We start from the raw sequence: 12,214 nt of genomic DNA on the forward strand, positions 1-12,214 counted from the left end.
TTTTGGTAAAGACTTTTTTATAACAAAATCAATTTATTTTGACAAACCAGAAAAATCGAATTGGTTTGTTGCTTATCATCAGGATTTAACCATTTCTGTTGATCAAAAAATTGAAGCTGAAAATTTTGAAAACTGGACTGTAAAACAAAATCAATTTGCAGTGCAACCACCTACAGAAATATTAGAAAATAATTTTACAATCAGAATTCATATTGACAAAACCACTAAAGACAATGGCGCTTTAAAGGTTATTAATAACTCTCATTCAAAAGGAATTTTAAGAATTGAGAGCCTTGATTTCGAAAAAGAAAAAGAAACAATTTGCGAGGTCGAAAAAGGTGGTATTATGATCATGAAACCCTTATTATTTCATGCATCTAACAAAACCACAAACAACGAACGCAGAAGAGTTATTCATATTGAATTTAGCAAACAACAACTTCCAAACGGTTTGGAATGGAGTGAAAAAAGAATTCTGAATTAGTTTTTTTTAAAGTGCTAAGGTCCTGAGATTCTGAGACTCTAAGTTTTTTTCTTTTAATGCTAAAAAAAGGCTCTAGTCAAAATACAAATAAGTATTTCGCTAAAGCCTTTCATTTGTCCATAAAAAAACCTCCAGCTAAAGCTGGAGGCAATTAATATATAAACCTTAGTATCTCAGAACCTTAGCACCTTAAAAAAAATCTATCCTGGAAAATACTGTGGTTTTAGTTTTCTATAAACTAAATAAAGTAAAAATCCGAAGAGTGCCCCAAAGAAATATCCAGTAAGAATATCACCTGGATAATGTAAACCTAAATAAATTCGGCTGTAAGCAAAGATTAAAGGCCACAGAAATAAGAATCCTAAATATTTAAAGTAACGTTTTAAAATTAAATATAAAAAAGTCGCAACCGCCATCGTGTTAGCTGCATGTCCTGAGAAAAAGCTATATGATTGTCTAACTTGAACAACACGAATAATCGTATTTACTTCAGGATCATTACATGGTCGCAAACGCTGGAAAGTATGTTTGAATAAATTACATGTCTGATCTGTAAAAGCAATCAGAATAGCAATGAAAAGCAATAAATACAGGGTTTGTTTTCCTCCTATTTTTTTATAAATAAGATAGAATAGAAATAAGAAAAATGGCGTCCAATACAACTGATTGGTTATAATAAGCCATAATTTATCGAATGTTTCAGAACCTAATCCATTAAGAAAGATTAAAAGTTCTTTATCTAATTCCTGTATTTTTTCAAGCATTACATTTGGCGTTTAATAGGTCCAGAAAGGTTATCAATATCTTCTTTTACTTTTTCTATTTCAGTTGCAGTATCTCCTAAAAGGTTTCCTGTATCTCCAAGTAAATTAGATTTTGCATTATTAATTTCTGCATTGATATTTCCTGTAAGATCATTCAAAGATTTCGCATCAAGACCATTTGCCTCTGCCCCTTTCTGAATTTCACTTTTAATATCATTAGTTGCATTTTTTAATTGAGCCATTGCTTTCCCCATTGTACGTGCAATTTCTGGCACTTTATCAGAACCAAAAAGCATTAGCACTATAAACAATATGAAAACTAATTCTCCTCCTCCTATACCAAACATAACTTTTATTTTTGTTGTCGCAAAGATATTAAACTTTTCAGGTTAGTGTTTTAAAATTAACTTAAAAAGTCCTTTAAAATGCATTTCCTAAAAAGAAAAAAGTTCATCAAGCTTTTAAACCTGATGAACTTTTCATTCTAATCTTTATTTTATTTAGTCAAATTTCGACTTTGTTTCTACTTTTGGCCAAGAGTTATTGGTTACATCAATATCTGCTGTTAACAATTGTGGGTCAATTTGAATACTCTTAATTGCTTTTGTAGTAGCGTAAACCTTCTTAGCTGTATCATTACTTTTTCTCCAGATTTGCGCTGGATATTTGTAATTATCTTTAGAACCATCTTCATAAGTAATCTCAACTAAAATAGGCATAATCATTCCGCCTGGTTTATTAAATTCTACTTCGTAGAAATATTTTGGAGATTTAATAGAAGCTTTTTCTTCAGCAGTAAAAGTCTGATCTACGTAATCTGCCAAAGGCTTGAAATCTTCTATTTTTAAAGCTTTTTTCTTAGAGCTATTTACTTCTGCATTATCTCCGGCAACTAAATAAACAAAAGGTCCTTTTTCGAATCCAAAACGTCCCTTTCTTACTTTCACATCTTTAATATCTGTAGTCGGAGTATCAGAAACATAATATTGTTTTACATCTTTAATTCCGATATCTACAAAATCTGTAGAGTAGAACCATCCTCTCCAGAACCAATCTAAATCTACTGCAGAAGCATCTTCCATTGTTCTAAAGAAATCTTCTGGAGTTGGGTGCTTGAATTTCCATCTGTTTGCATACGTTTTGAATGCATGATCGAATAATTCTCTTCCCATAACTACTTCTCTTAAAATATTAAGACCTGTAGCTGGTTTTCCGTAAGCATTATTTCCAAATTGGTGAATTGTCTCAGAGTTTGACATAATTGGCTCCAAAAACTTTTGATCACCACTCATGTAAGGAACAATATTTTTGGCTGGTCCTCTTCTTGAAGGGAAAGTTGGATCTAATTCTTGTTCTGCTAAATACTCTAAAAATGAGTTCAAACCTTCATCCATCCAAGTCCATTGACGCTCATCTGAATTTACGATCATTGGAAAAAAATTATGCCCTACTTCGTGAATAACAACACCAATCATTCCATTTTTCACTTCTTTGCTAGTCACTCCATTTTCGTCCGGACGACCAAAATTCCAGCAAATCATCGGATATTCCATTCCTTGATCTTCTGCAGAAACAGAAACTGCTTTTGGATAAGGATAATCAAAAGTATGTGCAGAATAGCTTTTTAAAGTATGTGCAACAGTCATTGTTGAAGTTTCTCCCCAAAGCGGATTTGCTTCTTTTGGATAAACAGACTCTGCCATTACCACTTTATTATTCAATTTTACAGCCATTGCATCGTAAATGAATTTTCTAGAAGAAGCAATTCCGAAATCACGAACATTTTTAGCGCTGAATTTCCAAGTTTTTTTCTTTTCAGAAAAACCTTTTTCAGCTGCTTCTGCTTCTGCCTGTGTTACAATAACAACAGGTTTGTCAAATGATTTTTGTGCTTGCTCGTATCTTTTTACTTGTTCAGCAGTAAATACTTCGCTTCTGTTCATTAATTCACCAGTTGCATCGATTACGTGATCTGCAGGCACTGTAATATTTACATCAAAGTTTCCAAAAGGAAGCGCAAACTCGCCACTTCCCCAGAATTGCATGTTCTGCCATCCTTCAACATCATTATAAACCGCCATTCTTGGGTAGAATTGTGCAATTACATATAATTTATTGCCGTCTTTCTCGAATAATTCATATCCTGAACGACCGCCTTCTTTTCTATAGTTATTGATATTGTACCACCATTTTATTGAAAAAGAAATTTTTTCTCCTGGTTTTAATGGTGAAGTCAAATTAATACGCATCATGGTTTCATTGATCGTATAAGACATCGGATTTCCTTTAACATCTTTAACTTGCTCAATATTAAAACCGCGTTCTAAATCTTTTTTCAAATATTTAGAAGAAAAGCCATCAAGTGCAAGAACTTGACTGATTTTGTCGCTTTCCGCCAATGTACTTTGCGTATTTGCTCTTGCTTGATTTTGATCTAATTGCACCCACAAATACTCCAGACTATCTGGCGAATTATTAGTATAGGTAATTGTTTCAGACCCGCTTAATTTTGAATTTTTATCATCTAATTCAACATCAATTTTGTAATCTGCTTGCTGTTGGTAATAAGCTGGCCCTGGAGCTCCAGAAGCGGTACGAAACATGTTTGGAGTTGCCAACAAATCGTACATTTGGCTAAACTTGTTGGTATCGTACTTACCTTCTTGTTTAGCAGGTGTGGTTGTTGCTTTCTCCTGCGCCACTAACATTGCAGGAAAAAGTAATAATAATGAAAGTTTTTTCATAAAAATTTAATGGTAATTTCTTTAGGCTGTGAAAATAGTAATTAAAACATTAATTTTACCAATACATTAATATTTTAACAATTCTTTCCTTGAAGATTCTGTAAAAAGAACACTTCTTTTGGTATCAAATGCTGAAATATGTGTAATGTTTTGCTGTTCTGAATTCCAATCTACCAAAATCGTATTTGAAATTTCAAGTGTTTTAAACTTATCTATATCCTTAATTCTAGAATAACACACCAAAACATCGTCAGCTTCAACTTCTTTAGATAAAAAAGTTATCACTTTTGATTGCCCGTTTACTTTAATTAAAAAGTGTTCTGATAAATATTTTTTTAATAATTCAACATCTGCTGGAGTCTCTTTACTTGTACCAACAAACGTCTTTTTGTGATACTTTTTCTCCATTGCATTATTCAAATCATCAATAAAAATGCGGGAAGTAATTTGCAGCATCTTCTTTTCTGCCGCATAATTTACTTGAAAAACACCTACATAAAATTTATGAAAAACAAAGGCAGAAGACAACATAAACAAAAGCCCCAGCAAAGGGAAAATTAACTTTTTTTTCATTTTTGAGTAGCCTCAGCTTTCTTAAAATCTTTATTCTTATTAATCATAAAGTCCATTAATTGAAACTTCTGATCTGGATCTACTAATTGTTTAGAACGAGGATCGTTTGAGCAGTACATTAAGAAAAGTTCAATTTCATCATCTTTCAAATTAAGTGTCTTAATATAAAAGTCTTTTTTAAAATTGTCTTTAGCATATTCTACAAAAGCAATATCTGTAACTTCTTCGTCTTTTACTTCGTCTTTTTTACTCAAAAGTTTTTTGACATCTTTAAAAATTCGAACAAAATCAGTTCCATATTTTATAGTCTGATCCGACATCATTGCATTATTTTTTGCTGTAGACTGGTTATCGTCCTCAAACTGCATATCTACATACTTCTGCGAACCCCCTTGTAATGCTTTTACTTTTAATTCTTTATGAACAACAACCTCTTTAAGCTGATTGTTAACCAAATCTAATTTTACTTTCAAAAGAATCTCAGCACAATCTTTTTCAGTTAAAACTATTTTTTTTGATTGAAATGTGAGGCCAGAGAATAGTAAAGTATCTTTTGGTTGCGCAGCAATATCAAACAAACCGCCAGCACCAATAAATGTCCTAACATTTGCATTAATATTCATTACATAACCACTTTCTATGGCTAAAAAATCATTTATAACCTGACCGTGTAATGGTTTCCTAAAACCGTTTTGTCCTAATACAAATTGACAAAATAAGCAGACAACGAGTACTCCTAATTTATTTTTCATTTTCGAGAATTGTTAGATATTTTCTTGCTAGATCTGTGATTAAAAACATACTCATTGTTTTGTTTTTAGTATTCAAAGATACAGCAAATTCAGTATCATCGACACAAAATAATTGAAATCCTTTAATATCATCTACTGGAATTTTCAATCGATCTGTGTAATAATTCTCATCAAAAAGATATTCTAACTTTCTAAAAAGCATTTCTTTTTTCTCTACATTGACCTCTTTTTTCAACATTGCAGTTCGTCCCGAAATCTTGTTCAAAAGCTTATCGATCGAAGTTGAAGTGGCGGTATAAACTTTTCGCTCGGCAGGCGTATATTTTTTTTGCCCGTAGGGAATAATCCCTAAATTTTCAGCCGTTATGTTAGCATTTTCATTAACTATTACTTCTTTTAATTCAACTTCTTTAGCAGTCATTTTTACAACTAAAGAACTAACAGTCAAATCTTCTGCAGATATTCGACGTTTAACAGGCTCTAAATTTACAGCAGAAAAAACCAAAACATCTCCTTCGCGCACTGCAATCGAGAAATTACCATCAAAATCTGAAATTGTAGCTGCTTGTGTAGCGTTATTTATAATATTTACTCCTTCAACCGGAGTCGACTGCTCCTGCACCTTTCCTACCAAAAGTTTAGCACCATTATTTTGTCCAAAACCAATCTGAACAAAAACAAAAAAAACAATAATCGATATAACTTTACTTACCCTCACCAGCAATCATTTCTTTATACTTTACAGCCAATTCTCCTAAAAGGAACTCTGTAGAAGTTTTATTTTTAGAATTCAAAATCACAGTAAACTTATCATTCTCAATAGCATAATATTCAAAGCCTTTTACATAGTCTGCTGGAATTTTTAATCGATCAATAAAATGGTCCAGACTAAACATATTTTCCAAAAGTCTCATGAAAAATTCCTTTTTCTCAACCGCAACTTCTTTTTTAAGCATAGCAGTTCTTCCTGAGAAAAAATTTAATAAAGGATCTGCAGAAATAGAACCTCCAGCCATAAGAGAACCTTCAGCCGTTGAATCGCTATTTGCTGTCGGATTTAATGCCGTTGCGGTCTGCAATTTACGCTCTGCTGCAGTATATTTCTTTTGCCCCATAGGAATTATCCCCAAACTTTCAGCATTAATATTGTCATATCGTCTCACAACAACTTCTTGCAATTGATACATTACCATACTAAGGCTAACCGTAAAATTAAGGTTTGAAAAATCCTCTTGTTTCAGCAAAACTCTTTTTTCTTTAAAGCTTATCGAAGAAAAAACCAGAACATCATTTTCTTTTGCCGAAATAGAAAAAGATCCAGATGAATTTGTCATTACTGTTTCTTCTGTTTGTGCATTAATTACATAAATACCCTCTAAATCGGAGGTATTCGAAACTACTTTACCATTAAAAATAGAACGATCCTGACTTTGAGACCAACAAGCTTGGCTCGCCACGACAATTAAAAAACAAGTAATTTTTTGAAACAAAATAAAATAAATTAGAAATATTCTTAAAACGGTAAAAATATCTCAAGTCCTTCCAAATTTAATATTAAGAACTTGGTAAAAATATGTTAATTAAACCATTAAAAACTTAAACAAAAACAGAGTTTTTAATATCTTTAACAAACAAAATTTGAGTTTAAAAACCATGAAAAGCATTATTATTGCAAGCACTTCTACCTTGCACGGAGGCAACTACTTAGAATATATTTTGCCTACGCTAAAAACACATTTTAAAAACTGCAAAACAATCTTATTTATTCCGTATGCGCGTCCTAGTGGAATTTCGCATGACGAATACACAAAAAAAGCAGCTGAAGCTTTTGCAACAATCAACATTGATATTAAAGGAATTCACGAATTTGAAAATCCGCAAGACGCGGTCAAAAATGCAGAGGGAATTTTTACAGGCGGAGGCAATACTTTTTTACTAGTTACTCAACTTTACAAAAACAACATTATGCAGTTACTCTCTGAAACTGTAAAAAAAGGAACTCCTTATCTTGGATCTAGTGCAGGAAGCAATATTTGCGGTTTGTCGATGCAAACCACAAACGACATGCCTATTATTTATCCACCAAGCTTTCAAACTCTAGGATTAATTCCATTCAACTTAAATCCGCATTATTTAGACGCCGATTTACAATCTAAACATATGGGAGAAACTCGCGAAACCAGAATTAAAGAATTCCATGCATTCAATTCTATTCCAGTTTTAGGATTAAGAGAAGGAAGCTGGTTAGAAGTTAAAGGCGAAAAAATCACTTTAAAAGGAGATTTGTCCGCTCGTTTATTCAGACAAAACGAAATTCCGACAGAGTTAGAAACAGAAAGCGACTTAAGCAATCTGAAATAATTTTAAAACCATATAAGTCATATAAGTTCATTTAGAAGCTAAATTCAAAAACTTACTTCAACTTAAATCACTTATATGGCTTTAAAAAGAATAGAAAACAAAAAAGCCTCAAACAAAGTTTGAGGCTTTTGAAGAGCGAAAGACGAGGCTCGAACTCGCGACAACCAGCTTGGAAGGCTGGAGCTCTACCAACTGAGCTACTTTCGCATTAATCGGGTGCAAACTTAAAAAATTTAATTTTTAAAACAAAATAAAAATCAAAAAATTTATTTTCACATAAGTAAAACGTGTTTACTTTTAGAGCGAAAGACGAGGCTCGAACTCGCGACAACCAGCTTGGAAGGCTGGAGCTCTACCAACTGAGCTACTTTCGCATTGGTTGTGCAAATATAGGGAGAAAGTTCAGTTCAAAACAAGCTTTTGAGCAAAAAAAATTAATAAAAAACAACATTTTTTTATAACTGATTTAAAATTAAAAAGTTATAAATGCAATATTTTTAAAGAAATTATGATCACAATTAAAGAAATTCCATCAAAAGAGACTTATGCTGTTCGCCAACCTGTTTTAAGAAAAGGAAAACCTATCGAAAGTTGCATTTTCGAAGGAGATGATTTAGAGACTACTCATCATTTTGGTTTATTTGATGATGAAGATTTAATAGGAATTATTTCGTTATTTGAAAAAATCAACACTATATTTGCCGCACAAAATCAAGCGCAGATTCGTGGAATGGCTGTTTTAGACACTCATCAGAAAAAAGGATTTGGAGAAGCTTTGGTAAAGCATTGCGAAACCTACTGCAATGAAAACAAAGTCGACTTGATTTGGTTTAACGCCAGAACAGCCGCTGTAGGCTTTTATCAAAAAATGAATTACCAGCCCCAAGGTGAAGCATTTGATATTAAAGATGTCGGCGAACATTATTTGATGTTTAAAAAATTATAAAATGAAAAAATTTTACTCTTTAGTAGTAATATGTCTTTTTGTGGGCTGCAAAAAAGAAAGCCCAAAACTTACACCTATTATAAAAAAAACGGTACCAGCAATTATACTTACTGATGAAAGAAAAGTTGAAATTGATACCGCAATAATTGGCACTTATAAAAGCGAAACTTTAAAACAATTTTATATTGGGTCTGAAAATCAGACGATATGGGGAAATCTTAAAAAGAGAGCTTTTGTTTTATCACAATTAGAAGAATCAGATAAATTGGGCTTAGAACCAGAGGATTACAAAATATCTCAACTTAAAAAATTCGAGAGTAAAATTGCTTCACTCAGCGATAAAGACTTGGCTTCTTATGATGTTTTGCTGACTTATAATTTTGAAAAATATTTAAATCATTTATATAAAGGAAAGTTGGACCCAAAAAAATTATACACCAACTGGGATTTAGATGAAAAGGAGTTTGATGTAAATTCTGTATTAATTAAAGGATTCAACAAAAACAAACTAGACAGCATTGTTGAGAACATTCAACCTAAAACTCAAATTTACAAAGAGTTACTAAAAGCACTTGAAATCATAAATGCTTTTCCAGATGACAATGTAAAAACTATTGAATCTGTCGATAAAATCGTTTTAAATGATACAAATCCTGCTTTAGTTAATATTAAAAAAAGGCTTTTGTACTGGAACGACATGTCTGGAAAAGATAGTCTTACAACAATTTACGACAAAAAAACATTCGAATCAGTAAAAAGATTTCAAGAAAGGCACGGTTTAGCTTCAGATGGAGTTATTGGAGCTGGAACTATTCGCGCTTTAAACCATTCTAAGGAAGATAGAAAAAAACAGATAATTGCTAATTTGGAGCGATGGAGATGGTATACATCAGAATTAGCTGAAAACTATTTTATTATAAACATTCCTGATTACAGCTTAAATGTTGTTGAAAGTAATGATACAACTTTGGTTAGAAATGTTGTAGTTGGAACTAGCAAAAGAAGAACGCCGATTATTACTTCTTACCTAAAAACAGTTGTTTTTAACCCGACTTGGACTGTTCCTCCAACAATTCTAAAAGAAGATGTTGTTCCTGCAATGAAAAGAAATCGCAATTATTTGGCTAATAAAAATATTACGATTTATGATACTTCTGGAAAAGTAGTTTCTCCAATGGCTTGGAATGAAAACAAACCCAACAATTATCGTTATGTACAAAGTCCTGGTTATGATAATTCATTGGGATTAATGAAAATTTTGTTTCCAAACCATCACAGTGTTTATCTGCACGATACAAATCACCGAGGTATTTTTGGACGCAATAATCGTTCTATGAGTTCAGGATGTGTTCGCGTTGAAAATCCGCTAGAATTGGCTCAACACATATTAGATGTTGACGGAAATTGGCCTCAAGACAGAATTGACACCATTATTGCAAGTAAAACAACCATGAGTTTTAAGATTACCAAAAAGTATGCTTTGTATCAATGGTATTGGACAGCATGGAGCAAAAAAAATCAGCTCATTTTCAGAGCTGATATTTATGATTTAGATTCGGATTTATATGCGAAATTAAGAAATTAGCCTCTCTTCCATCTCGAAACTTCTTGATGGATGATAAATATATAAACACGATTTGTCTTTTATTAACTGAATAATTTCATTTGTCAATTCAACTGGAACTGCGGGACAGCCTTGGCTTCTGCCTAATCTTTTATGATCTCTGATGAAAGATTCAGACACATAGTCTGCGCCGTGCATTACAACACCTCTTTCGCGAGCGTTGTCATTTACGCCATTTTCTAAACCATCTAAACGCAAAGAAGCACCATGTTTTCCTTGATAAATTTCGCCAGTCGCATAAAACCCTAAACTGCTTTTAAATGATGAATTAAGATTTGAAAATGCTGAAGCAAATTCTTCTCCTGTATTTCTTCCGTGAGCTACAAGAGAATTAAACAAAATTGTATTACTAGTTAAATCGATCACCCACAAACGTTTAGTGTTTGATGACAAACTAAAATCAATTAGTGTTAAGATATTTTTCTTGATCACTCCTCTTTCTTTCAATAAATAAAATCCTTTTAAAGCTTCTGTGAAAGTTTTAAATTCAGGCATTTTAAAATTGTTTGAATTTAGCGAGTTATAAACGCTCTCGATTTTAGAATCTACTGTAACTTTTTCGACTTTAGCAATCGTCTTTACAGTGGCATTTTTTTTAAGATCGGCTGTGTTTTTTGAATCTTTTCCAAAAGACAATAGCAAAAACACAAATAACGGATAAATTTTGTAAATCATTGAATTTCTTTAGGTTAAACAAAAATTTGGGTATCGCAAAAATATAAAAAAATCACGCCTTGCAAAATACAAGCCTGATTTTCAGGCCTTTTTTGCTTAAACTTTAACATTATTAACATAAAAACACTATTTCTGTAAGATTTTATCTTATAGTTAAATTCATAACATTTTAACCCGTTTTCTTAAAAAAATATGAACAAAAATGGAAATCTTGTAATACAAACTGTAACAAATAGAACAAAATTTAGTCTATTGCTTCTATAAAAAATACATTTGCCATTTATTTCGCATCAAAAAATTCAATGAAAAAAATTATTTTCCTCAGTTTTCTATTATGCTCTATGTTGAGTTATGGCCAGAAAAAATCAATTCAGGCGCAAGTAACTTCTCATACTATTTCTATTGATGGAAAACTAGACGAACCCGCTTGGGAAAATGTACCAATTGCCACAGATTTTATCATGCTGGAACCAGACAATGGTAAAGCTATTCCGTACGAGAAACGTACCGAAGTTAAAGTCATTTATAATAATGATGCAATTTATATTGGCGCAATGATGTATGACAACGAACCATCTAAGATTCTAAAAGAAATCTCGCAGCGTGATAATTTTGGAACAGCAGATCTTTTTGGCGTCTTTATAAATGGTTTTAATGACGGACAGCAGGATTTTATGTTTTATGTTTCTGCAGCCGATGTTCAGGGCGATTGCATTATGACCGATGCAAATGGGGAAGATTATTCTTGGGATGCTGTTTGGATCAGTAAAGCTTCTTTGACAGAAAACGGTTGGATTGTTGAAATGAAAATTCCGTATTCAGCTCTACGCTTTTCTGGAGAAAACAAACAAATTTGGGGAGTTAATTTCTTTAGAGAAATCAAACGCGATCGCTATAAATATACTTGGAATTTTGTCGATAGAAAGATTGGTACTTTTACGCAGCAAGCAGGAACTTTAGAAGGAATTGAAAACATAAAACCTCCTACTCGTTTGTTTTTTATGCCTTATGCTTCTTATTATTTGAATGCTTCTGACGGACAAAAAACATACGGAACAATTAAAGGGGGAATGGATATTAAATACGGTATAACAGATGCTTTTACTGTTGATGCCATTTTAATTCCAGATTTTGGACAGACAAAATATGACGATCAGATTTTAAATCTTGGCCCTTTTGAACAGCAGTTTAACGAAAATAGAGCCTTTTTTACAGAAGGAACAGACTTATTCAGTAAAGGGAATATATTTTATTCACGAAGAATTGGAGGCGCACCATCAATTGATCCTTC

The 12,214-nt window shown here is 32.3% G+C and carries 13 protein-coding genes and 2 tRNA genes; 5 read left to right on the plus strand and 10 right to left on the minus strand.

Annotation, left to right across the window (positions count from 1 at the left end; translation table 11 throughout):
- On the plus strand, positions 1-484 hold a 484-nt coding region (locus B3J44_RS16340; RefSeq protein ID WP_286969703.1), incomplete at its 5' end, for a phytanoyl-CoA dioxygenase family protein.
- Between the two features lie 200 nt (positions 485-684).
- On the opposite strand, the gene B3J44_RS16345 is transcribed toward B3J44_RS16340, so the two are convergent.
- The 7 genes from B3J44_RS16345 to B3J44_RS16375 all read right to left on the minus strand — a co-directional run bounded on the left by B3J44_RS16345 (position 685) and on the right by B3J44_RS16375 (position 6,807).
- Positions 685-1,248, minus strand: coding sequence for a phosphatase PAP2 family protein (locus tag B3J44_RS16345; protein WP_286969704.1), 564 nt, complete (start codon positions 1,246-1,248; stop codon positions 685-687).
- Positions 1,248-1,595 (minus strand): Sec-independent protein translocase subunit TatA/TatB, encoded by a 348-nt coding sequence (locus tag B3J44_RS16350; RefSeq protein ID WP_198854370.1) that lies wholly within the window; start codon positions 1,593-1,595, stop codon positions 1,248-1,250. Before B3J44_RS16350 ends, B3J44_RS16345 begins: the two co-directional genes overlap by 1 nt.
- Positions 1,596-1,748: 153 nt before the next feature.
- The gene (locus B3J44_RS16355) at positions 1,749-3,992 is read right to left on the minus strand and encodes a M1 family metallopeptidase (RefSeq protein ID WP_286969705.1); all 2,244 of its coding nucleotides are present in this window, start codon (positions 3,990-3,992) and stop codon (positions 1,749-1,751) included.
- A 66-nt stretch (positions 3,993-4,058) separates the two neighbouring features.
- Positions 4,059-4,565, minus strand: a complete 507-nt coding sequence (locus tag B3J44_RS16360; protein ID WP_286969706.1) for a DUF6702 family protein — start codon at positions 4,563-4,565, stop codon at positions 4,059-4,061.
- Positions 4,562-5,317 carry a hypothetical protein gene (locus tag B3J44_RS16365; RefSeq protein ID WP_198854373.1) on the minus strand — a complete coding sequence of 252 codons (756 nt, stop codon included), beginning with the start codon at positions 5,315-5,317 and terminating at the stop codon, positions 4,562-4,564. The genes B3J44_RS16360 and B3J44_RS16365 overlap by 4 nt, the downstream gene beginning before the upstream one ends.
- Entirely contained in the window at positions 5,307-6,035 is a 729-nt protein-coding gene (locus B3J44_RS16370; RefSeq protein ID WP_286969707.1) for a carboxypeptidase-like regulatory domain-containing protein, read from the minus strand. Before B3J44_RS16370 ends, B3J44_RS16365 begins: the two co-directional genes overlap by 11 nt.
- A complete protein-coding gene (locus tag B3J44_RS16375; protein ID WP_286969708.1) occupies positions 6,022-6,807 on the minus strand; it encodes a carboxypeptidase-like regulatory domain-containing protein in 786 nt (261 codons plus the stop codon). Before B3J44_RS16375 ends, B3J44_RS16370 begins: the two co-directional genes overlap by 14 nt.
- Before the next feature lie 163 nt (positions 6,808-6,970).
- On the opposite strand from B3J44_RS16375, the gene pepE reads away from it, so the two are divergent.
- Positions 6,971-7,678, plus strand: coding sequence for a dipeptidase PepE (gene pepE / locus B3J44_RS16380; RefSeq protein ID WP_286969709.1), 708 nt, complete (start codon positions 6,971-6,973; stop codon positions 7,676-7,678).
- 134 nt (positions 7,679-7,812) lie between these two features.
- On the opposite strand, the gene B3J44_RS16385 is transcribed toward pepE, so the two are convergent.
- Positions 7,813-7,885, minus strand: a tRNA-Gly gene (locus B3J44_RS16385).
- Between the two features lie 94 nt (positions 7,886-7,979).
- A tRNA-Gly gene (locus B3J44_RS16390) sits at positions 7,980-8,052 on the minus strand.
- A 134-nt stretch (positions 8,053-8,186) separates the two neighbouring features.
- Between B3J44_RS16390 and B3J44_RS16395 the strand changes: the two genes are divergently transcribed.
- Entirely contained in the window at positions 8,187-8,624 is a 438-nt protein-coding gene (locus B3J44_RS16395; protein WP_286969710.1) for a GNAT family N-acetyltransferase, read from the plus strand.
- Between the two features lies 1 nt (position 8,625).
- A complete protein-coding gene (locus B3J44_RS16400; protein WP_286969712.1) occupies positions 8,626-10,209 on the plus strand; it encodes a L,D-transpeptidase family protein in 1,584 nt (527 codons plus the stop codon).
- Here the strand turns inward: B3J44_RS16400 and B3J44_RS16405 are convergent.
- On the minus strand, positions 10,198-10,923 hold the full coding sequence (locus B3J44_RS16405) for a murein L,D-transpeptidase catalytic domain family protein (protein ID WP_198854379.1): 726 nt from the start codon (positions 10,921-10,923) through the stop codon (positions 10,198-10,200). The two genes, B3J44_RS16400 and B3J44_RS16405, sit on opposite strands and share 12 nt — an antisense overlap.
- A gap of 302 nt (positions 10,924-11,225) precedes the next feature.
- On the opposite strand from B3J44_RS16405, the gene B3J44_RS16410 reads away from it, so the two are divergent.
- A partial coding sequence (locus B3J44_RS16410; RefSeq protein ID WP_286969713.1) for a carbohydrate binding family 9 domain-containing protein occupies positions 11,226-12,214 on the plus strand: 989 nt, incomplete at its 3' end.

This window comes from Flavobacterium sp. UBA4854 (assembly GCF_002399805.1).
In the GTDB taxonomy this organism is placed as follows: domain Bacteria; phylum Bacteroidota; class Bacteroidia; order Flavobacteriales; family Flavobacteriaceae; genus Flavobacterium; species Flavobacterium ginsengisoli.

What these genes read in the sequence shown, in the direction of transcription:
- B3J44_RS16345 (WP_286969704.1), bottom strand. Translation starts at nt 1,248, where the DNA reads ATGCTTGAAAAAATACAGGAATTAGATAAAGAACTTTTAATCTTTCTT.
- B3J44_RS16350 (WP_198854370.1), bottom strand. Translation starts at nt 1,595, where the DNA reads ATGTTTGGTATAGGAGGAGGAGAATTAGTTTTCATATTGTTTATAGTG.
- B3J44_RS16355 (WP_286969705.1), bottom strand. Translation starts at nt 3,992, where the DNA reads ATGAAAAAACTTTCATTATTATTACTTTTTCCTGCAATGTTAGTGGCG.
- B3J44_RS16360 (WP_286969706.1), bottom strand. Translation starts at nt 4,565, where the DNA reads ATGAAAAAAAAGTTAATTTTCCCTTTGCTGGGGCTTTTGTTTATGTTG.
- B3J44_RS16365 (WP_198854373.1), bottom strand. Translation starts at nt 5,317, where the DNA reads ATGAAAAATAAATTAGGAGTACTCGTTGTCTGCTTATTTTGTCAATTT.
- pepE (WP_286969709.1), top strand. Translation starts at nt 6,971, where the DNA reads ATGAAAAGCATTATTATTGCAAGCACTTCTACCTTGCACGGAGGCAAC.
- B3J44_RS16395 (WP_286969710.1), top strand. Translation starts at nt 8,187, where the DNA reads ATGATCACAATTAAAGAAATTCCATCAAAAGAGACTTATGCTGTTCGC.
- B3J44_RS16400 (WP_286969712.1), top strand. Translation starts at nt 8,626, where the DNA reads ATGAAAAAATTTTACTCTTTAGTAGTAATATGTCTTTTTGTGGGCTGC.
- B3J44_RS16405 (WP_198854379.1), bottom strand. Translation starts at nt 10,923, where the DNA reads ATGATTTACAAAATTTATCCGTTATTTGTGTTTTTGCTATTGTCTTTT.